The sequence below is a fragment of the Aeromonas veronii genome (genome assembly GCF_040215105.1).
In the GTDB taxonomy this organism is placed as follows: Bacteria; Pseudomonadota; Gammaproteobacteria; order Enterobacterales; family Aeromonadaceae; genus Aeromonas; species Aeromonas veronii_G.
Genome location: NZ_CP157875.1, coordinates 2096570 through 2116589, shown reverse-complemented (window position 1 = coordinate 2116589; position 20020 = coordinate 2096570). Strand labels below are relative to the sequence as shown.

Sequence of the window (20020 nt, the reverse complement as noted above, 5' to 3'; positions counted from 1 at the left end):
GAGGGAAGCCCATGCTTCCCTCTTTTTCATTCACGATGATATCAAGCCACTGGTCAGGTGTCCTTGCTCCAGCGGTTGGGATCGTAATCCGGGCTGTAACGGTCGACGATGACGGCGCAGGCCGCATCCCCGCTGATGTTCAGCGCGGTACGGATCATGTCGAACAGGCGATCCAGGGCGAACAGCAACGGCAGGCCCTCGATGGGGATCCCCGCCGCCAGCAGCACGGCCACCACCAGGAAGCTCGGACCCGGCACACCGGCCTGACCGATGGCACCCAGGGTCGAGGTGAGGATGATGGCCGCCCAGGCACCGGCTGAGAGGTCGATGTTGTAGACCTGGGCGAAGAAGATGGCCACCAGACCGTAATAGATGGCGTTGCCGCTCATGTTGATGGTGGCGCCAAGGGGCAGCACGAAGGAGGCGGTGGCGTTGGTCACCTTCAGCTCTTTCTCGCAGGTCTCCATGTTGACCGGCAGGGTCGCCATGGAAGAGGCGGTGGAGAAGGCGACGATCTGCGGCTTCTTCATCGCCGAGAAGTATTTGCGCACCGGGGTGTTGGAGAGCAGTGATACCAGGAGCGGATAGACCACGAAGCCGAAGATCAGGATGGCGGCGACATAGACCACGAACAGCTTGAGCACCAGGGTCAGCACATCGAAGCCATAGGTGCCGATGGCGTCAGCCATCAGACCGAAGACCCCCAGAGGAGCAATCAGCATCACCTTGTTGATCATCCAGACGAAGGCATCCACCAGGGTGTTGAGGCCATCGATGAGCGGCTTGGAGCGCTCACGGGGCTGCTTGGCCAGGGCGATGCCGAGGAACATGCAGAACACCAGGATCTGCAGGATGTTCGCCTCGTTCAGGGAGCTGAACACATTGGTGGGGATCATGCCGAGCAGGGTGGAGACCGCATCCGGCAGCGCGCCCTTGTCGGCATAGTCACCGGAGAACATGGCCGCCGTTGAGCCGAAATCGACCCCGACCCCGGGTTGGAAGACCTGCCCCATCACCAGCGCCAGCAGCACGGCCAGGGCGGAGGTGACGAGGAAGAAGGCCAGCGTGCTTACCCCTATCTTGCCCGCTGCCGGGCTGGCACCCAGGTTGGCGGCCCCGGACAGGATGGCCACCGCCACCAGGGGGATCACCAGCATCTTGATGAGCTGGATGAAAAGCGTCCCGAGCGGCGCAAAGACGGTGGCTTGCTCACCCATGAGCGCACCGGCCAAGGCCCCCAGTATCATGGCGACCACTACCTGGAAGCCGATATTTTTGATTAATCCTTTTGTTAACACAGAATGTTCCTTTATTGAGCGACTATTGACACTATCCCAGTGCAATTGACTGCCCAGGGCGGTGAAAAGCTCGCCATTACCCTGAGGCCGCGTGTTATCTCATATTTGTCATCCGTTTTACATCCCGTTTCCTGAACGCCGTGCATTTAATATCTTATTGATAAAATGCAGACTCATAAGGTTCATCCTGATTTTTCCCCATTTCATCATGACAATGGGCAAAAAGGTGTGCTACGTTGGCATGTCAATCATGCATACAGGGAAGAAAAGATGCTGAAAGTTAACGAGTATTTCGATGGAAATGTTAAATCTATCGGTTTCGAGCAAAAAAGCGAGAAAGCCACGGTCGGTGTGATGGCAGCAGGTGACTACCTGTTCAACACCGCCGCCCCCGAGCGGATGACGGTGGTCAAGGGCGCCCTCACCATCCAGTTGGCCGATGAAGATGGCTGGACCACCTATCAGCAGGGTCAGTCCTTCGACGTGCCCGGCCACTCCTCCTTCAAGCTGGAGGTGAAAACCCCCACCGCCTATCTGTGCGAGTTCCTCGACTAAGCCGCGACCAGACCCGCCAGACGCCTGCCATGAGGAGCCTCCCGGCCCTCATGGTTCTTCTCTTTTCCCCTCCCCTTGTTCATCCATTTGTGCATCCTCATCACAAGCCATCATTTCCCCTCTTTCCAACGACTACAAAAAATTTACAATGTTTAGACAAAATCCATAATCGGAGTACGTCATGATCAGTGTCTTCGACCTGTTTTCCATCGGGATTGGCCCCTCCTCGTCCCACACGGTGGGGCCCATGCGCGCCGCCTGTGCCTTCATCAACGCACTCCGGCAGGCCAGCCTCCTCTCCCGCACCGAACGGGTCGTCACCGAGTGCTACGGCTCTTTGGGTCAGACCGGCAAGGGCCACGGTACCGGCAAGGCCATCATCCTGGGGCTCGCAGGCTTCGATCCCGAGTCCGTCGACATCGAAGCCATTCCGGATTTTCTAAGCCAGGTGGAGCACAGCCAGAGCCTGCGCCTTGGTGGCGAGCAGCCCAGCCAGTTCCCCCGGGTCGGTGCCATTCTCTTCAACCGGCGCAAGACCCTGCCCGCCCACTCCAACGGCATGACCCTGCGTGCCTTCGAGGGGGACACCCTGCTGTTTGAGCAGACCTATTACTCCATCGGCGGCGGCTTCATCATCGAGGAGAGCCACTTCGCCAACGCGAAAGAAGAGGCCGCCCGCTTCGATGCGGCGCACCCGGTTCCCTACCCCTTCGAGAGCGGCGCCCAGTTGCTGGCCCACTGCCAGGAGAGCGGTCTCTCCATCTCCGGGGTGATGCTGGCCAACGAGAAGGTGTTTCGCAGCGAAAGCGACATCAAAGCCGGTCTTCGCAAGATTTGGCAGGCGATGCAGGGCTGCGTGGAGCGCGGCTGTCGCAGTGAGGGGGTGCTGCCCGGCGGCCTCAAGGTGAAGCGGCGTGCCCCCATCCTCTATCGTCAACTCAACGGGGAGACCAACTTCAACAAGGATCCCCTGATGGTGATGGAGTGGGTGGATCTCTTTGCCCTGGCCGTCAACGAGGAGAACGCCGCCGGAGGCCGGGTGGTGACGGCGCCGACCAATGGCGCCGCCGGCATCATCCCCGCCGTGCTGCACTATTACGATCGCTTCGTGAGAAAAGTGGATGACGAGCTCTTGATGCACTACTTCCTCACCGCCGCCGCCATCGGCATTCTCTACAAGAAGAACGCCTCCCTGTCAGGGGCCGAGGTGGGCTGTCAGGGGGAGGTCGGGGTGGCCTGCTCCATGGCGGCCGGCGCCCTGGCCGAGTTGCTGGGGGGCAGTGCGGCCATCGTCGAGAATGCGGCCGAGATCGGGATGGAACACAACCTGGGATTGACCTGCGATCCCATCGGTGGCCTGGTGCAGGTGCCCTGCATCGAGCGCAACGCCATGGGGGCGGTCAAGGCGATCAACGCCGCCCGCCTCGCCCTGCGCGGCACCGGCGAGCACAAGGTGTCGCTGGACAAGGTGATCAAGACCATGTGGGAAACCGGCAACGACATGAAGACCAAGTACAAGGAAACCGCCCGTGGCGGCCTCGCCGTCAACATCACCGAATGTTAAGACAAGGTAACAGGGCTACGTTTGGCGCTAAGATACCCGGCTCGTCCGGGTATTTTTTTGCAAAACGTTTGCAAGATGCTTAACAAATTGGATAACCATCAAAATTAATTTTATACTCGCGCCGTCAATTCAACAAAAATAGATCTGTTTCAACTTTTTTTAGGCAATGAGCCGTTAGACTATCGCCAGCTGGTTCATTGGCCTTTTGTGACGACAGACCCGTCCCATGGATCACCCCAATTTCTGCGAGCGGGCATGGCGCCCCCTTCTACCCTGAGGTAATTGTTACATGATCAGCGTTTTTGATATCTTCAAAATCGGTGTTGGCCCCTCCTCTTCCCACACTGTCGGCCCCATGAAGGCGGCCAAACAGTTCGTGGATGAACTGCGTGCTGGCGGCAAGATCCGTGACATCACCCGGATCCAGGTCGACGTCTACGGCTCTCTCTCCTGGACCGGCAAAGGCCACCATACCGACACCGCCATCATCATGGGTCTGGCTGGCAACCTGCCGGAAAATGTCGATATCGACGGCATCCCCGAATTCATCTCCCGCGTGGAGCAGACCGGTCGTCTGCCCATCGGCCTGCACTGCCATACCGTCAGCTTCCCCCGCGATGCCATGGTGTTCCATGACGAGGCCCTGCCGCTGCACGAAAACGGCATGAAGCTGACCGCCTTCATCGAAGACGCCATCGCCTACAGCAAGACCTACTACTCCATCGGCGGTGGCTTCATCGTCGACGAAGAGAGCTTTGGCAAGGCCGACAGCGGCGCCATGGCCGTGCGCTACCCCTTCAAGAGCGCCGCCGAGTTGCTGGCTCACTGCGGTCAGACCGGTCTGTCCATCTCCGCCCTGATGCTGGAAAACGAGAAGTGCTTCAACACCCCGGAAGAGATCTACAAGAAGCTCGGCAAAATCTGGACCACCATGCGTGAGGGGATCGAACGCGGTTGCCGCACCGAGGGTGTCCTGTCCGGTCCGCTGCGGGTGCCGCGCCGTGCCGCGCCGCTCTACCGTCAGCTCACCACCAACGAGAACCTCTCCAACGATCCCATGAACATCGTCGACTGGGTCAACATGTTCGCCCTGGCGGTGAGTGAGGAGAACGCCGCTGGTGGCCGCGTGGTTACCGCCCCGACCAACGGCGCCGCCGGCATCATCCCTGCCGTGCTCGCCTACTATGACAAGTTCATCCAGCCGGTAGGTCGCGACGAGTACACCCGCTTCTACCTGGCCGCCGCTGCCGTCGGCATGCTCTACAAGATGAACGCCTCCATCTCCGGCGCCGAAGTCGGTTGCCAGGGGGAAGTGGGCGTATCCTGCTCCATGGCCGCCGCCGGCCTGACCGAACTGATGGGTGGTAGCCCGGAGCACGTCTGTGAAGCCGCCGAAATCGGCATGGAGCACAACCTGGGTCTGACCTGTGATCCGGTTGCGGGTCAGGTGCAGGTCCCCTGCATCGAGCGCAACGCCATCGCCGCCATGAAAGCGGTCAACGCATCCCGCATGGCCCTGCGTCGCACCTCCAAGCCCCGGGTGTCGCTGGACAAGGTCATCGAGACCATGTACATCACCGGCAAGGACATGGACTCCAAGTACCGCGAAACCTCCCGCGGTGGCCTGGCCATCAAGGTGATGCAGGTTGCCTGCGACTGAGTCTGCTGCGTAAACACGCACCACATAGAAAAAGGCGGGAAATACCCGCCTTTTTTATTGCCTGCTATTTCCCGTCCATATCGCCGGCTATCACCGAATATGGCGATCCCCTCTTCTTCCCTGCGCGCGCATATCGCCATGGGCAGAACGGTATTCATCGCTGTTATTGGATGATGGCAAGGCGCCGCCTTCTGCCCATGTCATGCAAGCCATGGATGTCGAGCCCGCGTTCACTATTTCACGATGCGATCTGCCAGGGTGCCCACCGCCACCACGAAATAGGGGGAGCGATTCCAGTGGCGCAATACCCGGTAATTGTCATAGGCGAGATAGCTGCGGCCATGAACGTCATCGGGCCGGATGAGGGAGGCCTGCATCCCGGCCTTCGGCAAGGGAGCACCATCCTGTTGCCGTACCCCGAGGGCCTGCCAGGCCGACAGCGGCTTGCGGACCTCAAGCCCGAACAGACTCGGGTCGAGGGTGTCCGGCACCCGCACCCGCCGCCCCCAAGTCTCATCCTCGCGCCAGCCATTCTGGTGCAGATAATTGGCAGCAGAACCAAATACATCCGCAAGATTTCCCCACAGATCCTTCCTGCCATCTCCGTCCTGATCCACCGCATAGCGCAAGAAGGAAGAGGGCATGAACTGCACCTGCCCCATGGCGCCGGCCCAGGAGCCCTTGAAGGCCTCCGGGGTCACGTGGCCCTGCTCGATGATCCGCAGGGCATCGAACAGTTGCGCCTTGAAGAAGGCTTCGCGGCGCCCCTCCCAGGCCAGGGTGGTCAGGGAAGATATCAGGGGAAAATGACCGGTCAATTTACCGAAATTGGTTTCGATGCCCCAAAGCGCGACAATAAAACGGGGTTGCACCCCATATTCCCGCCCTATTTTCGTGAGCAACGGCAAATGCTGGCGATATAAGGCTCTGGCCTGATTGACTTTCCATTGGGGCACGGCGCGGGGAATATAGCTATCCAGCGTCAGTTTGAATTCTGGCTGGTTTTTGTCGTGCTTGATGGCCACTTCGATAAGCCGGATATCGGCGAAGGCGGCCTGCACCGTGGCGGCAGAAATACCGGCGGCCACGGCGTCCTGTTTGAGGGTGGTGACATAGGCATCGAAGTCGGGTCTGGCCTGCAGCGGCATACTCAATACACCGCTTAGCAATAACAGCGCCAGCCGACCCCGCATCAGGATGAGACCTTTAATTGCGCCTTGTGCTGCTCCAGCAAATTCTCAGGAGGTGGCGGCACCTGCAGGTAGAACCCCTGCGCCTTGAGCGCCTCCATCACCCGTTCGGTGGAGGCCAGCCCCAGGGGCTTGGCCGGGTCCAGCTTGGTCATCAGGACCAGTTCGGGGCGACCAAAGGTACTCATCAGTGCCTCGGGCACCCGGGAAAAGTCCTCTCTTCTTTCAATAAAAAGATAGGTCTCGGCTTTTTTGCGACTTTTATAGACTGCACACAACATGGAAATTGATATAATCCAATCGGTTTATTGCCTCTGATGGTGGCAAACTATAACATCGGAAAATGAATAACAATAACGGATTACCGTCTCGGTTCGGGGAAGATTCATGGTTGAGCGCGATAACGAATTGAAAGGGACTACCTTCACTATTTCTGTTTTGCATCTCAGCGATGGCAATCCCACGCGGATCCGTCAATTGTTGGCGGCCAAGGTTGCCCTTGCCCCCCAGTTTTTTAATTGTGCCCCCCTCGTCATCAACGTGGAACGGCTCGCGGCCATTCCGGATTTCGAACAGCTCAGGGAGCTGGTCGAGTCGGAAGACTTCGTGCTGGTCGGGATCACGGGGGCAAGAGACGAGGCGATGAAGACGGCGGCCAAGGCGGCAGGGCTGGCGGTCATGGTCTCCGGCAAGAGCCGCAAGGCCGAGCCGGTCCCCGAAGCGGCCCCCCAGCCCAAACCGGCCGACCCCGTCGTCGCCGCCCCGCCAGTACCTGAACCCGCGCCGCTGCAGGCGAGCAAGGTGCATGTGGGGCCGGTACGCTCGGGCCAGCAGATCTACGCCGCCGGCACCTCGCTGGTGGTGCTGGGTTCGGTGAGCCCGGGGGCCGAGGTCATCGCCGATGACAGCATTCATATTTATGGCGCCCTGCGTGGCCGAGCCATCGCCGGGGCCAAGGGCAATGCCCGAGCCCGCATCTATTGTCAGCAATTACAGGCCGAGCTGCTTTCCGTCGCTGGCACGTTCCAGCTGAGCGATGCGCTGCCGGCAGGCCTTATCCAAGAGCCAGTCCATATCCGACTGGACAACGAACAACTCCGTATAGACCGTATCAAATAGAGTTACAAGGAAGCGAGAATGGCGCGAATCATAGTCGTTACATCGGGCAAAGGCGGCGTTGGCAAAACCACGACCAGCGCGGCGCTGAGCACCGGCCTGGCCCAGCGTGGCCACAAGACGGTGGTCATCGATTTTGACATTGGCCTGAGAAATCTGGATCTCATCATGGGCTGCGAACGGCGCGTGGTGTACGACTTCGTCAACGTGATCAACGGTGAGGCCAACCTCAATCAGGCGCTGATCAAGGACAAACGCTGCGAAAACCTGTTCATCCTGCCCGCCTCCCAGACCCGTGACAAGGATGCCCTGACCCGTGAAGGGGTGGAAAAAATCCTGGATCAACTGGCGGAGATGCAGTTCGACTACATCGTCTGCGACTCCCCCGCCGGGATCGAGTCCGGTGCTCTGATGGCGCTCTACTTCGCCGATGAGGCCATCGTCACCACCAACCCGGAAGTCTCGTCCGTGCGCGATTCCGATCGCATCCTCGGCATCCTGGCCTCCAAGTCCCGTCGCGCCGAGCGTGGCGAAGACCCCATCAAGGAGCACCTGTTGCTCACCCGTTACTGCCCGACCCGCGTCAACCGCGGCGACATGCTGAGCGTGCAGGATGTGCAGGAGATCCTGGCCATCAAACTGCTCGGGGTGATCCCGGAGTCCCAGGCGGTGCTGCGCGCCTCCAACTCGGGGGAGCCGGTCATTCTGGACAAGGAGTCAGACGCTGGTCAAGCCTATGAAGACGCCGTGGCGCGTCTGCTCGGCGACACCAAGGATTTTCGTTTTCTGGAAGAAGAGAAGAAGGGCTTCTTTAGCCGACTGTTCGGGAGTTAAGCATGTCATTATTGGATTATTTTCGTTCCAACAAGAAACAAAGCACCGCACAACTGGCCAAAGAGCGGTTGCAGATCATCGTCGCTCACGAGCGCTCATCCAGAGGGGGGCCGGATTACCTGCCCCAGCTCAAGCAGGATATCCTCGACGTGATCCGTAAATATGTGCAGATCGATCCGGACAAGATCACCGTCCAGCTGGATCAGAAGAGTGATGAGCTGTCAGTCCTTGAGCTCAACATCACCTTCGCCGATGACAAGAAGGGATGAGCTGACGCCCCATGCGTGACCCCTTTCCCCAATGAAGACCGGATCCGTTGCCAGGATCCGGTTTTTTATTACCCCGACATGCGCATCTGATAACAGCGCATCTCGCCAAGGGCCCGGGGGCCAGCTAGAATATCGCCCGCCGCCGTGCGGCCAAGCCGCTCAGGCTTCTTCCCCCTATCTGGAACCGACTTGCTTATGTCTTTGAATGACGAAATGCACAGCGTCGAGGAACTGCTCGACACCGCCCTCGCACTCTTCATGGAGCTGGCCTCCGACAACCTGCCGGAGCAGGAGATCGCCCTGTTCAACCAGGAGTTCAACAGCCGCGGCCTGCTGGCCGAGAGCGATCCCGCCGATGATTGGGAAGCGGACGTGGGTTTTGCCGTGAGCGACGAGGAGTATGCCGAGATCTGGGTCGGCCTTGGCAACGCCGAAGAAGAGTATGAGCACCTGTTCGCCCGCATGCTGCTCTCCCGTCGTGTCGACGAGAAGTTCTGCCACATCGAATGGCTACCCCAGTAATTCCGGATCCCGATGATCCTGGCCACTACGACTGGGAGCCCGCCCCCGTGCGGCGGCCGCTGATGCGCCGCCTGCTGGGCGGGGTCGTCAAGTTGCTGCTGGCGGCCGTGCTCAGCACCATAGTCTCGGTGGCGTTGCTGCGCTTCATCGATCCCCCCATGTGGACCTGGCGCCTGGAACGGGCCCTGTTCCCTCCCGCCAAGGTGGCCGAGGTCAAGCATGACTGGGTGCCGCTCGAGCAGATCTCAAAAGAGCTGCAACTGGCGGTGATCGCCGCCGAGGATCAACGCTTCCCCGAGCACAACGGCTTTGACATGGATGCCATCAGCTCGGCCCTCAAGCACAATCAGCAAAGCCGGCGGGTGCGCGGAGCCAGCACCCTGAGCCAGCAGACGGCGAAGAATCTGTTCATGTGGAGTGATCGCAGCTTCCTGCGCAAGGGAATTGAGGCCTGGTTCACCCTGTTGATGGAGCTGGGCTGGGACAAGTCCCGCATCCTTGAGGTCTATCTGAATATCGTGGAGTTCGGCCCCGGCATCTACGGCGCCGAGGCGGCGTCGCGCCATTACTTCGGCAAGCCCGCGATACGCCTCACGCGCTACGAGGCTTCCCTGCTCGCCGCGGCCCTGCCCAATCCCTGGCGCTACCGGGTCAGCCCTCCCTCTCCCTATGTACAACAGCGTTCTGCCTGGATCCGCCGCCAGATGGGGCAACTCGGTCAGGTGACGCTGAACAGGGTGCACGGCACCGATTAATCTTTGCCGGCAGTTTGTACTGCCGGCCCGAGATGACCGCCAATCGTCTCCCTGTGCAGGGGCAAATAGTGCCACCACCAGGTCTCTCGCCGCCGTTTGATCTGCCGCCTGAACTGTCGTCGTTTCATGCTGCCCTCATCCTGCCTCTGTACCTGCACAGCTCGATCAACCTTATCTCCTGAATCATCCCATGGACAGGGCCATTGCGCCCCGATCTGGCCCCCAACTTCAATAATTGATACAGTGGCGCACCTGGATGTACCTGGAGTGAGTGCATGGAACAACGTAGCCCGGATCAACTGGTCGAGTGGGCCTATGATCAGTTTCTTGAGCAGGCCGCCGACATGCTGGCCCCCGAACAAATCGTCGACATTACCCTCGAATTCGAACAGCGAGGCGCCGTCGAGGCAACCCTGCCCAATGCAGACTGGTCGACCGAACTCGGCGTGCCCGTCGACATGGAGCGCTGGGTCGAGGTGTGGGTCGGGCTGCTGGATCATCAGGATGAATTCGAGGTGATCTACGCCACCTTCCTGCTGCCCCGTCATCGCAGCGAGCACGATGTGCATATTCGCTGGCACCGCCAGCAGCAGGCATGAGAAAGGCGCCCATGGCGCCTTTCTTGTCTCTGTAATCCAGTAAGTTTGCTCAGGGCCGGGCGGCAACCACCTTGGCCAGACAACGGCGGCACCAGCAGGCACTCGCCTCGCTCATGGGCAGGGCCGGCAACTGGCTGCACCAGCACTCCGTAATGGCGCTTCCCGCCGACACGGCGCAAAACGCCGGCTCGCCACAACCCGGGCAGGCATGGGTGCTGCGCGTGCCATCCAGCTCCGCCATGCGCGCAAGCTGGGCTTCACTGTCCATGGCGGACCATTGGCCAATCTCGGTCAGGGTACGACCGCAGCCAAGGCAGAGTCCATCCTTGGCCTTGCAGTGACCGATGCAGGGGCTCGGCACTTACTCGCCGCTCACGTCGTCAGCATCGGCCTTGGGCGCATCGACCAGGGTGATGCAGTTGTCTTCGATGACGATCTTGCCCTGCTTGTAGAGGCCGCCGATGGCCTTCTTGAAGGTGCCCTTGCTCATGCTGAACATCTTGTAGATGAGGTCGGGATCACTCTTGTCCCCCACCGCCAGGCTGCCGCCCTGCTTCTGCAACCGCACCAGAATGCGCTCGCCAGCGTCGTCCATCCGCGCCGTCACTCCCGGCTTTTGCAGGGTCAAGTCCAGCTTGCCATCGTCGCGCACCTGCTTGACCCAGGCGGTCAGCGGCCGACCCGTCATCACCCGGCCAAATACCTCGTTCTTGAACAGCATGCCGGAGTATTGGCCGTTGACCACGGCCTTGATGCCGAGGGGGGTATGCTCGCCCGGCAGGGCCGTCACCTCATCACCGGCCTTGAGGGGAATGCGGTCGATGCGCAAGAAACGTTCGAGACGGCTGGTGCCCACCATGCGTCCCTCGTTGTCCAGCATCAGGTGTACCAGATAGACGTGACCCACCTGCATGGGCTTGTTCTGCTCGCGGCTTGGCACGAACAGATCCTTTTTCATGCCCCAGTCGAGGAAGGCGCCGATCTTGTTGGCATTGACCACCTTGAGACCCACGATCTCCCCCACCATGGCATAGGGTTTGTCGGTGGTGATCACCGGTTCACAGTCAGCATCCAGATAGAGGAAGACGGACACTTCGCCGCCCTCGACCACACCTTCCGGCAACTGACGCTTGGGCAGCAGCAGCTCGCCATACTCTTCGCCGGCCGCCAGCCAGGCGCCCCGCTCTTCGAGTTCGACGACGGTGAGGGTGTTCATTTTGCCAATCTGTAACATGGTGATCTCTTCTTTCAATATCCGGATGAGCCGGCTTTTCCGGCCCTGATGGAGGCGCATTGCCTGCCATCATCCCCAGGATGGGCAGGCCCGGCCCGATTGCCGATGCAGGCGCGCATGTTACCCCAGAGCCGTGTCGGGACCTAGCCCCTTGCTCTTTCAGGGCCACTATTTTCCGGCCCGCGGCACGTCCGCCTGGCGATAATAACAGCATTCAGCCGCCCATTGGCTGCATATAACCCCATTTTTGGGTAGACTGCGCCGCCGTTTACGCCACAGGACGCTTCGATGAACCCAGCCACTCGCACCCGCCTTCTCAATCAATGGATTCAGCAACATAGCCAGCAGACGCTGTGTTACCCGGCTCTGCATGGCTTCCTCTGTGCCCGCCTGACGGGGCCAGCACTGCCGGACTGGCAGGCCCCCCTGAGTGGATTGTTTGAAGACGCATGCGAGCCGGATGCACAGAGCGGCGCCGCCCTCTCCCACCTCATCACCGAGCTGGAAACCCTGGCCGATGAGGGTCAGCTCGCTTTGCCGAGCCAGTGCCGTCTCTCCACCGGGACCCCTGAGCAGGTCTTCGCGAAGACTCACCCCCTCGGCCAGTGGAGCTATGGGTTCAGCCTGGGCCTCGCCTGCTGGCCCGCCCCCACCGATCTCAATGCCCCCCTTACCCGTCTGCGTTACAGCCTGGCCGCCGAACTCTGTCTGTTCCGGGACGAGCCCATGGCCCGGATGCTGCACCAGGCCGCAGGCAGCGAGCTCTCCTTCCTCGATTTCTGCAAGCGCCAGCGTCAGCAGATGAAGGCGGCCCTCAACCAGTTGCTCATCCTGGATCAGCAGCTCTCTGTCTCTGATGATCAGCAGGCGCCCGAGACGGAGCAGAGCCGGCAATGGCAAGCATGGTTTGAACAGGCGGCCGCCTGTCGCGATCCCGGGACGCGCCTCGGCTGGTTTGACAAGATAATCCACGATGCCGAGCCGCAATTCGATGACACCTTCTGGCAAGCCACCGCCGGGCATGGTTGGGGCGCCGAGGCGGCGCGCCCCTTGCTGGCGGCTAGGGCCGGGCGGGCCGACTGCCTGTTGCGGCTGGGAGAACTCGATGGGGCACGGGCCGAGTATCTGGCCCTGCTCGCGCTCTGCGTGAGCGATGAGCCGGGCAGTCGTCACCCCTTATCCAGCCTCTATGCCCGGTCGGGAGAGTGGGATGCCCTTCAAGCCCTGCTGATGCGCTTTGATGAAGCTTCCTGCTGGCTGCGCTACAACCAGGCGCTGATGATCTTTGTCCGGGAGGGTGACGCGGCGGCGGCCCCCTATCTGGCGGCGGCCATGGCCATCAATCCCCATGTCCCCGCCTGTCTGCTGGGTCAGCGCAAGCTACCAAAACAGGATCCCCAAGCATGGCAAGCGGGCAGCCGCGACGAAGCGGCGCTCTATGCGTTGCAGAGCAAAGAGGCCTGGCTTGGGCACAATGCCTTGATCTGGTTGAGAAAGCGTGCGACCCAAAAGGCCAATTGACGCCTTTAAAACTTTTTTCACGGCCTGACACGTGCGCCACCGCACATTTTTCTTTTGCATTCTCAGACAAATGCCCTTGTGTTCCGTATCATCAAGGTCAAAGTATCAAGAGAAACTGCACCCGATGCAGCCGTTACAGCAGGATGCCTTATGTCAAAAATCATTGAGCTGCTCGCCCACTACCCTCCCTATCAGCTGGTACACGCCGCTGAGATGGTGCGCGATACCTTTGAACAGTTTTACCAGCAGCGCTATCAGCTGACGGTGCCCCAGTGGCGCCTGATGATGGTGCTCGGCCCCAACTATCCCATCAGCCAGAAGGAGCTGGTGGAGGCGAGCGGCATGGACAAGGTGCGGATCTCCCGCGAGATCCACCGCCTGGTGGAGAAAGGGATCCTGTTCACCGAGAGCAGCCCCCAGGACAAGCGCATCAGCCTGGTCTCCTTCACCCATGCTGGGCTGGTGCTGTTCCAGCAGCTCAAGACCGAGGCCGGCAGCTGGCAACACACCCTCACCGATTATCTGCCCGCCGAGGCGCGGGAGAGCATCCGTCTGCATCTGCAGAGCGTGAGCGACGCCATCGAGCAGCTGCACCTGCTGGATCAGGAGAAGCAACCATGAATCTCAAGAACTTCGCCACCATGGACATCCACATCCTGCTGAGCACAATCAACATGCAGTTGCGTGATCACTACGATGATCTCGACGATCTCTGCCGCGCGCAGGAGCTGGACAAGGCCGCCCTGGAAGCCCGTCTCGCCAGCGGCGATTTCCACTATCAGGCGGCGCAAAAGCAGTTCAGATAGGGATCCGGATCACAGAGTGCCCAGCCGGGCTGGCTCTGACGGCAAAAGCTGCTAAGGTGGGATGACCTGTTGCCTGAGGTATGGATACATCAGGCTGTCACACAGAGCGGATAATTTATCCGTGCACCACTAGCCAAGGACGACGCCATGCACCTGACCCGACAGACCAGCCTGATCATCATCAGCGCCCTCTTCACGATCAGCCTCTTCTTCCCCCAGTTACCCGACAGCACCGAGCAGTGGCTCAGCAGCCTGCTGCTGGGATCCCTGGTCGTCGTCTGCCTGCTGGTCGGCAGCGGTTGTCGCCACTTCCTGCGAGACTGACCCAATCCGCCTGGCCGGATCCTTAAAAACACAACGCAGCCCGAGGGCTGCGTTGTTGTTTCGTCTGGCGTAGAAAGCGGATTTAGATAGCCAAGGCTTCCAGCTGCTCTTTCGCCTGCTCGATACCCTTGGCTTGCGCCTCCGGGCCCATGCCCATGCCTTCGGCGTAGATGAAGTCCACATCATGGATGCCGATGAAGCCGAGCACGGTACGCATGTAAGGGGTGACCAGGTCGGTGGCATTACCCACGTGCAGGCCACCGCGGGGGCTGACCACCAGGGCGCGGGTATTTTCCACCAGGCCAACCGGGCCGGTTTCGGTGTAGCGGAAGGTCACGCCAGCACGAGCCACCAGATCAATCCAGTTTTTCAGCTGGGTCGGGATGTTGAAGTTGTACATGGGAGCCGCAATCACTACCAGATCGCTCGCTTTCAGCTCGGCAACCAGTTCGTCGGATTGTGCCAGCACGGCCAGTTGACGCTCGCTCAGGTTCTCGCCACCACGCAGACCGAAGGCCAGCTCGCCATCCAGCACCGGCAGGTTCAGGGCAGCCAGGTCACGCACAGTGACGTTGTCATCCTGGTGGTCGGCCAGGAAGCCGTCGATCAGGGCGTTGGACTGGGAGTATTGACCCAGGATGCTGGACTTGAGTACGAGGATGTTGGCCATGGTAAGACTCCATTTGGTTATCAGTTGGACAGTCACACTGTCGATGGAGACAACTATAAAGATTGGCTTTCATCCCTGAAAGCGAAAATAGATGCTCAACTTGTTCAAAATTTTTGATGTCTGGACACTTCCTCGCCACCCAGGCTTGCGCCAAGCCCCCCGCCCTTGGCAGAACAAACGATTGCCGTTATGATCCGCCGCACTTTTTTGCATGATTCCGGATCCCATGGCACTCCCTCGCAGGCACTCCCCCTTTGCCGGTGCAGTCTGGATGATGGTGGCAGGTCTCTGTTTCGCCGCCGTCAACAGCCTGAGCCAGTATGTCAGCTTCAAGCTCGGCCTCGCCTCCACCCAGGTCGCCTTCCACCAGTACCTGATCGCCCTGGTCTGCCTGCTGCCCTGGCTCATCCGCCACGGCCTGCGTCAATCCCTGATGACCAATCAGTTGCGTCTGCACCTGCTGCGGGTGGCCCTTGCCGTCATCGGCATCCAGTTCTGGCTCTGGGCGCTGGCGGTGCCTGTGCCCATCTGGCAGGGGATTGCCTTGTTGATGACCTCGCCGCTGTTCGCCACCCTGGGGTCTGCCCTGCTGCTCAAGGAGCAGGTGAGCCGGGCCCGCATCCTCGCCACCCTGGCGGGCTTTGTGGGGGCCATGCTGATCCTGGCGCCCTGGACCGATGATTTCAGCTGGGCCTCCTTGCTGCCGGTGGCGGCCGCCCTGTTCTGGGCCGGTTACTCCCTGCTGGTGCGCTATCAGGCGGCGAGCGAGTCGTCCCACACCATCGTCGTCTACCTGCTCATCTTCAGCACCCCGTTCAACGCCATGCTGGCCCTGCCGGAATGGCAGTGGCCGACCCAGACCCAGTGGCTGCTGGTGGCGGCTTCCGGGGTGCTGTCGGCGCTGGCCCAGATGTCCATCGCCCGCGCCTACAGCGTGGCCGAGGCCTCTTTTGTTCAACCGTTCGATTTTGCCAAGCTGCCCATGAACGTGCTGGCCGGCTGGCTGGTATTTGGCTGGGCCCCCCCTGGCCGATTGTGGCTCGGCGCCGCCATCATCATTGGCGCCATCACGCTGCTGACCCATCTGGAGCAGCGCGCCCACAAGTCCGTTTCCTGAGGTACGCCATGCGTGCCTCTTTTTTTGTCCGCCCGTTGGCCACACTGGTGGCCGTACTATGGCCATCAACCTGAGGAGAGATCGAATGTTTGGAACCGCCACCCGCCCCTCTGCCACCCGTGCCCTGCTGCTGGGCTCGGGGGAGCTCGGCAAGGAAGTCGCCATCGAACTGCAACGTCTTGGCATCGAGGTCATTGCCGCCGATCGCTACGCAGGCGCCCCCGCCATGCAGGTGGCGCACCAAGCCCATGTGCTGGACATGCTCGATGGCGCCGCCCTGCGCGCCCTGGTCAATCAGGTCAAACCCGATCTCATCATCCCCGAGATTGAAGCCATCGCCACCGACACCCTGGCAACCCTCGAACAGGAAGGGGTGAACGTGGTGCCGAACGCCCGTGCCACCCAGCTCACCATGAACCGGGAAGGGATCCGCCGCCTCGCCGCCGAGGAGCTGGGCCTGCCTACCTCGACCTATCGCTTCGCCCAGAGCAAGGCCGAATTTGACGCCGCCGTGGCCGCCATCGGCCTGCCCTGCGTGGTCAAACCGGTGATGAGCTCCTCCGGCAAGGGCCAGAGCCTGCTGCGCGATCTTGCCAAGCTGGACGACGCCTGGACCTATGCCCAGGAGGGGGGCCGGGCCGGTCGTGGCAAGGTGATCGTCGAGGGCTTCGTGCCTTTTGACTACGAGATCACCCTGCTCACGGTGCGGGCGGTGGATGGCATCCACTTCTGCGATCCCATCGGTCACCGCCAGGAGGATGGCGACTATCGCGAATCCTGGCAGCCCCAGGCCATGAGCGAGCTGGCCCTGGCCCGCGCCAAAGAGGTCGCCGCCAAGGTGGTCGAGGCCCTCGGCGGCTACGGTCTGTTCGGGGTCGAGCTGTTCGTGCAGGGGGAAAACGTCTGGTTCAGCGAGGTTTCCCCCCGTCCCCACGACACCGGCATGGTGACGCTCATCTCCCAGGATCTCTCCGAATTTGCCCTGCACGTGCGCGCCATCCTGGGGCTGCCCATCGGCGCCATCAACCAGTACGGGCCGAGCGCCTCCGCCGTGGTACTGCGGGACGGCCACAGCCAGGACATCCGCTATCAGGGCATTGGCGAGGCTCTGGCCCTGGTGCCGGGCGCCCAGCTGCGGCTCTTTGGCAAGCCGGAGATCGCCGGTCGCCGCCGCCTCGGGGTCGCACTCGCCCGTGGCCTGCACTGCGAGGAGGCCATCGCGCGGGCCAAGGCGGTGGCTGCGAGCGTCGAGGTCATCCTTTAAGCAGACGCCCCCCCGGGCATGATCGGGCGCAAGGGGCAGTGAAATGCCCCTTTTGCATTTGCCCGTCCGGCTTATAATCCCCCTTCAACCTTGTCAGGAGTCAATGATGTTAACTGCCGTGATCTTCGATATGGACGGTGTCCTGATCGATTCCGAACCCTTTTGGCAACGGGCCCAGATGGCCGTATTCTCCGAGCTTGGCCACTTCCACACCGAGGAAGATTGCAACTCCACCATCGGCGTGCGTATCGATCAGCTGGTGGCGCACTGGTATCGCATTCGCCCCTGGAGCGGCCCGAGCCAGGAAGAGGTGGTACAACGCATCCTGGATCAGGTCATTGCCCTCATCCTGAGTGAGGGCCAGCCCAAGGAGGGCGTGCTGGAAGCGCTGGCATTGATGGAGGCCCGCGGCCTCAAGATCGGCCTCGCCACCTCCTCTCCCTTCTCCATGGTGGAGGCGGTGCTCGGCAAGCTCGGCATCAAGGAGCGTTTCCTCGCGGTGCACTCCGCCGAGGTAGAGCGCTTTGGCAAACCCCACCCGGATGTCTACATCCACGCCGCCGAGAAGCTCGGCGTGCTGCCGGTGCACTGTCTGGCCATCGAGGACAGCTTCACCGGGCTGCTGGCTGCCAAGGCCGCCTCCATGAAAGCACTCATCGTGCCGGATCCCGCCCTAGTGGGCGATCCCCGTCTCGCCATTGCCGATCACGAGCTCCGCTCCCTGGCCGAGCTGGACGACGATATGCTGGAACGCTGGATAGCCTGAGTCAGCCGGATAACAAGGCGCTGATCGTTCCCATGCACCCCGCCCTGGTCGGCGATCCCCGCCTCGCCATCGCCGATCACGAGCTCCGCTCCCTGGCCGAGCTGAATGGTGGCATGCTGGAACGCTGGATAGCCTGAGTCAGCCGGATAACAAGGCGCTGATCGTTCCCATCCACCCCGCCCTGGTCGGCGATCCCCGTCTCGCCATCGCCGATCACGAGCTCCGCTCACTGGCCGAGCTGAATGGCGACATGCTGGAACGCTGGATAGCCTGAGTCATCTGACCTTGCCGACCCTGTTGGTCAGCCCCGCTCAGGCGGGGCTGCTTATTTTCCTCTCGCCAATCAATACGCTGGGGTAACGCCTGCGGCCCACGTAAGGAATGACAAGGGGCCAGCCTCGCGATAACCCCGCGCAAGCCTGTCTGCCCCCGAAGCCCGCCGCCGCGGCCCCTTTCCCTAAACGTGCGCTTGCTCGCGGATGCCTCTGCCCTCCCCGACTAGAATCAGGGGAAAGAGGCGGCCAGTCGGCCCCGGGAGGTCACCATGATCGAGTACACCAGCAAGCGCATCGTCTGCCCCCACTGCGGCCACCACACCCGGGTCGAGCTGGACGCCAGCCAGGGGGATCAGGAGTTCTACGAGGATTGCATGGCCTGCTGCAACCCCATCCACCTGCGGCTGCACCGGGACGAGGTGCGCGACTGCCTGCAGCTGTTTGTGGATGCGGACGACGAGCAGCTGTTCTAACGGCGCCGGGCGTTGTTGTTACCCTGCACAAGGCAGTGACGTGAACTGCCTGACTTAGAGTTGACGATATAAACGATCTATAAAATGTAAAAAAGTCCAGCAATCTGCTGGCCTTTTAGCATCCATCACGAGATGTCGGATTAACTGCGGGCCGCCAGCACCCGCTCCACCGTGTCGACGATGGCCTGGGTCTGGGGATCGATCTCGATGTTGGTGCGCCAGCCTGCCTTGACCCAGCCCAGGTTGGTACGGGCCAGGGTCTCGGGAATGAGGTTGACGCAGAATTCATGCTCCCGCACCTCGCCGACAGTCAGGCTGATGCCGTCGATGCCGATGTAACCCTTGGTCAGCACGTATTTCATGAGCTCGGGGGCCTGGCGATACCACACCTGACGGTTGTTCGGGGTATCGATGACCGAGATCACATCCGCCGTGCCCATGATGTGGCCGGACATGGCATGGCCGCCTATCTCGTCGCCAAAGCGGGCCGCCCGCTCCACGTTCACCTTGTCCCCCACCTTCAGCGCGCCCAGGTTGGTGAGGCGCAGGGTCTCCTGCATCAGATCGAAGCTGACCAGTTCCCCGTCGATCCGGGTCACGGTCAGGCAGCAGCCGTTGTGGGCGACGGAGGCGCCGAGCGCCAGCCCCTCTCCCCAGGCCGGGCCCGGCATGCGGATCACGTGGGTGCGAAAATTGGGCTGTTCGGTGAAGGCCACCAGTTCGGCGGTGCCCTGTACTATGCCGGTGAACATGTCTCGTCTCCTGCTTGTCCAAAAAATTGCTGGCAGGTTAACCCCCACCATTTCGCAAGACAAGCGCAGCGGCTGACAAGGCGGGCGACGATCGCTATAGTGACGACAGTCAGACCCGGCTATCAAAGGAAGTAAATATGCAGGTATATCAATGCTGTGAAGCCATTCGCATCGCCTATAACCAGATTGGCTCGGGGGAGCAGGGTTATGTGCCGAACGCCATCGCCGCCACCATTCGCGCCCTCAACGCCGTGGCCGGTGACGAGCGGGTGCCCAGTGATCTGCGCGAGCAGGCCGCTTACGCCGCCGCCAACCTGCTGATCAGCGATCACGAGGACGCCTGATCCCGGCATCCCCGTCAGCGCTTTCCCGTCGGCGGTTTTTCAGGCTAGAATGACACCCCCGCTCTTTGTCTCCCCGGCTCCGGGGAGGCAAAAGCTCCTCTCAATTACCCGT

Annotated in this window: 25 protein-coding genes and 1 pseudogene; 19 read left to right on the top strand and 7 right to left on the bottom strand. The window is 61.1% G+C overall.

The window, feature by feature from the left end; all coding sequences use genetic code 11:
• Positions 1 to 53: 53 nt before the first annotated feature.
• Positions 54 to 1298: a dicarboxylate/amino acid:cation symporter gene (locus ABNP46_RS09725; protein ID WP_349922178.1), complete on the bottom strand. Its 1245-nt coding sequence runs from the start codon at positions 1296 to 1298 to the stop codon at positions 54 to 56.
• Between the two features lie 270 nt (positions 1299 to 1568).
• On the opposite strand from ABNP46_RS09725, the gene ABNP46_RS09720 reads away from it, so the two are divergent.
• From ABNP46_RS09720 to ABNP46_RS09710, 3 genes are all read left to right on the top strand, one after another.
• On the top strand, positions 1569 to 1853 hold the full coding sequence (locus ABNP46_RS09720) for a pyrimidine/purine nucleoside phosphorylase (protein WP_349922177.1): 285 nt from the start codon (positions 1569 to 1571) through the stop codon (positions 1851 to 1853).
• 181 nt (positions 1854 to 2034) lie between these two features.
• Positions 2035 to 3417, top strand: a complete 1383-nt coding sequence (locus tag ABNP46_RS09715; RefSeq protein ID WP_349922176.1) for an L-serine ammonia-lyase — start codon at positions 2035 to 2037, stop codon at positions 3415 to 3417.
• A 289-nt stretch (positions 3418 to 3706) separates the two neighbouring features.
• Positions 3707 to 5077: an L-serine ammonia-lyase gene (locus tag ABNP46_RS09710; RefSeq protein ID WP_349922175.1), complete on the top strand. Its 1371-nt coding sequence runs from the start codon at positions 3707 to 3709 to the stop codon at positions 5075 to 5077.
• Between the two features lie 233 nt (positions 5078 to 5310).
• Here ABNP46_RS09710 and ABNP46_RS09705 read toward each other — a convergent pair whose 3' ends face one another.
• Positions 5311 to 6270 (bottom strand): lytic murein transglycosylase, encoded by a 960-nt coding sequence (locus ABNP46_RS09705; protein WP_349922174.1) that lies wholly within the window; start codon positions 6268 to 6270, stop codon positions 5311 to 5313.
• Entirely contained in the window at positions 6270 to 6548 is a 279-nt protein-coding gene (locus ABNP46_RS09700; protein ID WP_349922173.1) for a YcgL domain-containing protein, read from the bottom strand. The genes ABNP46_RS09705 and ABNP46_RS09700 overlap by 1 nt, the downstream gene beginning before the upstream one ends.
• A 106-nt stretch (positions 6549 to 6654) precedes the next feature.
• Between ABNP46_RS09700 and minC the strand changes: the two genes are divergently transcribed.
• The 6 genes from minC to ABNP46_RS09670 all read left to right on the top strand — a co-directional run bounded on the left by minC (position 6655) and on the right by ABNP46_RS09670 (position 10362).
• Positions 6655 to 7386 carry a septum site-determining protein MinC gene (minC, locus tag ABNP46_RS09695; protein ID WP_349922172.1) on the top strand — a complete coding sequence of 244 codons (732 nt, stop codon included), beginning with the start codon at positions 6655 to 6657 and terminating at the stop codon, positions 7384 to 7386.
• An 18-nt stretch (positions 7387 to 7404) separates the two neighbouring features.
• Positions 7405 to 8217, top strand: a complete 813-nt coding sequence (gene minD / locus ABNP46_RS09690; RefSeq protein ID WP_010674647.1) for a septum site-determining protein MinD — start codon at positions 7405 to 7407, stop codon at positions 8215 to 8217.
• Positions 8218 to 8219: 2 nt separating this feature from the next.
• Entirely contained in the window at positions 8220 to 8486 is a 267-nt protein-coding gene (gene minE, locus ABNP46_RS09685) for a cell division topological specificity factor MinE (protein ID WP_349922171.1), read from the top strand.
• Positions 8487 to 8681: 195 nt separating this feature from the next.
• Positions 8682 to 9008 carry an HI1450 family dsDNA-mimic protein gene (locus tag ABNP46_RS09680; RefSeq protein ID WP_349922170.1) on the top strand — a complete coding sequence of 109 codons (327 nt, stop codon included), beginning with the start codon at positions 8682 to 8684 and terminating at the stop codon, positions 9006 to 9008.
• Positions 8993 to 9763, top strand: coding sequence for a monofunctional biosynthetic peptidoglycan transglycosylase (gene mtgA, locus ABNP46_RS09675; RefSeq protein WP_349922169.1), 771 nt, complete (start codon positions 8993 to 8995; stop codon positions 9761 to 9763). The genes ABNP46_RS09680 and mtgA overlap by 16 nt, the downstream gene beginning before the upstream one ends.
• Positions 9764 to 10038: 275 nt before the next feature.
• Positions 10039 to 10362 carry an HI1450 family dsDNA-mimic protein gene (locus ABNP46_RS09670; protein WP_349922168.1) on the top strand — a complete coding sequence of 108 codons (324 nt, stop codon included), beginning with the start codon at positions 10039 to 10041 and terminating at the stop codon, positions 10360 to 10362.
• A gap of 49 nt (positions 10363 to 10411) precedes the next feature.
• Here the strand turns inward: ABNP46_RS09670 and ABNP46_RS09665 are convergent, their stop codons facing one another.
• The gene (locus ABNP46_RS09665) at positions 10412 to 10723 is read right to left on the bottom strand and encodes a DUF1289 domain-containing protein (RefSeq protein WP_349922167.1); all 312 of its coding nucleotides are present in this window, start codon (positions 10721 to 10723) and stop codon (positions 10412 to 10414) included.
• Positions 10724 to 11614, bottom strand: coding sequence for a CvfB family protein (locus ABNP46_RS09660; RefSeq protein ID WP_349922452.1), 891 nt, complete (start codon positions 11612 to 11614; stop codon positions 10724 to 10726).
• Positions 11615 to 11884: 270 nt separating this feature from the next.
• Here ABNP46_RS09660 and ABNP46_RS09655 point away from each other — a divergent pair, with 270 nt between their 5' ends.
• The 4 genes from ABNP46_RS09655 (at position 11885) to ABNP46_RS09640 (ending at position 14247) form a co-directional block, all read left to right on the top strand.
• Positions 11885 to 13117, top strand: coding sequence for a UPF0149 family protein (locus ABNP46_RS09655; protein ID WP_349922166.1), 1233 nt, complete (start codon positions 11885 to 11887; stop codon positions 13115 to 13117).
• A 150-nt stretch (positions 13118 to 13267) separates the two neighbouring features.
• Positions 13268 to 13738, top strand: a complete 471-nt coding sequence (locus ABNP46_RS09650) for a MarR family winged helix-turn-helix transcriptional regulator (protein WP_349922165.1) — start codon at positions 13268 to 13270, stop codon at positions 13736 to 13738.
• Positions 13735 to 13923 carry a DUF4250 domain-containing protein gene (locus tag ABNP46_RS09645; RefSeq protein WP_349922164.1) on the top strand — a complete coding sequence of 63 codons (189 nt, stop codon included), beginning with the start codon at positions 13735 to 13737 and terminating at the stop codon, positions 13921 to 13923. The genes ABNP46_RS09650 and ABNP46_RS09645 overlap by 4 nt, the downstream gene beginning before the upstream one ends.
• A gap of 147 nt (positions 13924 to 14070) precedes the next feature.
• On the top strand, positions 14071 to 14247 hold the full coding sequence (locus tag ABNP46_RS09640; protein WP_349922163.1) for a hypothetical protein: 177 nt from the start codon (positions 14071 to 14073) through the stop codon (positions 14245 to 14247).
• Between the two features lie 82 nt (positions 14248 to 14329).
• Here the strand turns inward: ABNP46_RS09640 and ABNP46_RS09635 are convergent, their stop codons facing one another.
• Positions 14330 to 14917, bottom strand: coding sequence for an FMN-dependent NADH-azoreductase (locus tag ABNP46_RS09635; protein ID WP_349922162.1), 588 nt, complete (start codon positions 14915 to 14917; stop codon positions 14330 to 14332).
• Positions 14918 to 15143: 226 nt separating this feature from the next.
• Between ABNP46_RS09635 and ABNP46_RS09630 the strand changes: the two genes are divergently transcribed.
• The 5 genes and pseudogenes from ABNP46_RS09630 (at position 15144) to ABNP46_RS09605 (ending at position 18812) form a co-directional block, all read left to right on the top strand.
• Positions 15144 to 16034, top strand: a complete 891-nt coding sequence (locus ABNP46_RS09630; RefSeq protein WP_349922161.1) for a DMT family transporter — start codon at positions 15144 to 15146, stop codon at positions 16032 to 16034.
• Positions 16035 to 16119: 85 nt separating this feature from the next.
• Positions 16120 to 17298, top strand: coding sequence for a formate-dependent phosphoribosylglycinamide formyltransferase (purT, locus tag ABNP46_RS09625; protein ID WP_349922160.1), 1179 nt, complete (start codon positions 16120 to 16122; stop codon positions 17296 to 17298).
• Positions 17299 to 17404: 106 nt separating this feature from the next.
• Positions 17405 to 18064 carry a hexitol phosphatase HxpB gene (hxpB, locus tag ABNP46_RS09620; protein WP_349922159.1) on the top strand — a complete coding sequence of 220 codons (660 nt, stop codon included), beginning with the start codon at positions 17405 to 17407 and terminating at the stop codon, positions 18062 to 18064.
• 14 nt (positions 18065 to 18078) lie between these two features.
• A pseudogene (locus ABNP46_RS09615) lies at positions 18079 to 18201 on the top strand (hexitol phosphatase HxpB); the annotation flags it as partial.
• 407 nt (positions 18202 to 18608) lie between these two features.
• Complete coding sequence (locus ABNP46_RS09605) at positions 18609 to 18812, top strand: CPXCG motif-containing cysteine-rich protein (RefSeq protein ID WP_042023780.1); 204 nt, start codon at positions 18609 to 18611, stop codon at positions 18810 to 18812.
• 140 nt (positions 18813 to 18952) lie between these two features.
• On the opposite strand, the gene ABNP46_RS09600 is transcribed toward ABNP46_RS09605, so the two are convergent.
• Positions 18953 to 19564 carry a riboflavin synthase subunit alpha gene (locus ABNP46_RS09600; protein ID WP_349922158.1) on the bottom strand — a complete coding sequence of 204 codons (612 nt, stop codon included), beginning with the start codon at positions 19562 to 19564 and terminating at the stop codon, positions 18953 to 18955.
• Between the two features lie 137 nt (positions 19565 to 19701).
• Between ABNP46_RS09600 and ABNP46_RS09595 the strand changes: the two genes are divergently transcribed.
• Positions 19702 to 19908, top strand: coding sequence for a YaeP family protein (locus tag ABNP46_RS09595; protein ID WP_349922157.1), 207 nt, complete (start codon positions 19702 to 19704; stop codon positions 19906 to 19908).
• Positions 19909 to 20020 lie beyond the last annotated feature (112 nt).

Bases quoted from the DNA above. Each gene is read 5' to 3' on its own strand.
- ABNP46_RS09595 (WP_349922157.1), top strand. From the start codon at position 19,702: ATGCAGGTATATCAATGCTGTGAAGCCATTCGCATCGCCTATAACCAG.
- ABNP46_RS09630 (WP_349922161.1), top strand. From the start codon at position 15,144: ATGGCACTCCCTCGCAGGCACTCCCCCTTTGCCGGTGCAGTCTGGATG.
- ABNP46_RS09670 (WP_349922168.1), top strand. From the start codon at position 10,039: ATGGAACAACGTAGCCCGGATCAACTGGTCGAGTGGGCCTATGATCAG.
- ABNP46_RS09655 (WP_349922166.1), top strand. From the start codon at position 11,885: ATGAACCCAGCCACTCGCACCCGCCTTCTCAATCAATGGATTCAGCAA.
- ABNP46_RS09605 (WP_042023780.1), top strand. From the start codon at position 18,609: ATGATCGAGTACACCAGCAAGCGCATCGTCTGCCCCCACTGCGGCCAC.
- ABNP46_RS09700 (WP_349922173.1), bottom strand. From the start codon at position 6,548: ATGTTGTGTGCAGTCTATAAAAGTCGCAAAAAAGCCGAGACCTATCTT.
- ABNP46_RS09640 (WP_349922163.1), top strand. From the start codon at position 14,071: ATGCACCTGACCCGACAGACCAGCCTGATCATCATCAGCGCCCTCTTC.
- minE (WP_349922171.1), top strand. From the start codon at position 8,220: ATGTCATTATTGGATTATTTTCGTTCCAACAAGAAACAAAGCACCGCA.
- ABNP46_RS09680 (WP_349922170.1), top strand. From the start codon at position 8,682: ATGTCTTTGAATGACGAAATGCACAGCGTCGAGGAACTGCTCGACACC.
- ABNP46_RS09635 (WP_349922162.1), bottom strand. From the start codon at position 14,917: ATGGCCAACATCCTCGTACTCAAGTCCAGCATCCTGGGTCAATACTCC.
- ABNP46_RS09705 (WP_349922174.1), bottom strand. From the start codon at position 6,270: ATGCGGGGTCGGCTGGCGCTGTTATTGCTAAGCGGTGTATTGAGTATG.
- mtgA (WP_349922169.1), top strand. From the start codon at position 8,993: ATGGCTACCCCAGTAATTCCGGATCCCGATGATCCTGGCCACTACGAC.
- ABNP46_RS09710 (WP_349922175.1), top strand. From the start codon at position 3,707: ATGATCAGCGTTTTTGATATCTTCAAAATCGGTGTTGGCCCCTCCTCT.
- ABNP46_RS09720 (WP_349922177.1), top strand. From the start codon at position 1,569: ATGCTGAAAGTTAACGAGTATTTCGATGGAAATGTTAAATCTATCGGT.
- ABNP46_RS09650 (WP_349922165.1), top strand. From the start codon at position 13,268: ATGTCAAAAATCATTGAGCTGCTCGCCCACTACCCTCCCTATCAGCTG.
- ABNP46_RS09600 (WP_349922158.1), bottom strand. From the start codon at position 19,564: ATGTTCACCGGCATAGTACAGGGCACCGCCGAACTGGTGGCCTTCACC.
- purT (WP_349922160.1), top strand. From the start codon at position 16,120: ATGTTTGGAACCGCCACCCGCCCCTCTGCCACCCGTGCCCTGCTGCTG.
- minD (WP_010674647.1), top strand. From the start codon at position 7,405: ATGGCGCGAATCATAGTCGTTACATCGGGCAAAGGCGGCGTTGGCAAA.
- minC (WP_349922172.1), top strand. From the start codon at position 6,655: ATGGTTGAGCGCGATAACGAATTGAAAGGGACTACCTTCACTATTTCT.
- hxpB (WP_349922159.1), top strand. From the start codon at position 17,405: ATGTTAACTGCCGTGATCTTCGATATGGACGGTGTCCTGATCGATTCC.
- ABNP46_RS09645 (WP_349922164.1), top strand. From the start codon at position 13,735: ATGAATCTCAAGAACTTCGCCACCATGGACATCCACATCCTGCTGAGC.
- ABNP46_RS09715 (WP_349922176.1), top strand. From the start codon at position 2,035: ATGATCAGTGTCTTCGACCTGTTTTCCATCGGGATTGGCCCCTCCTCG.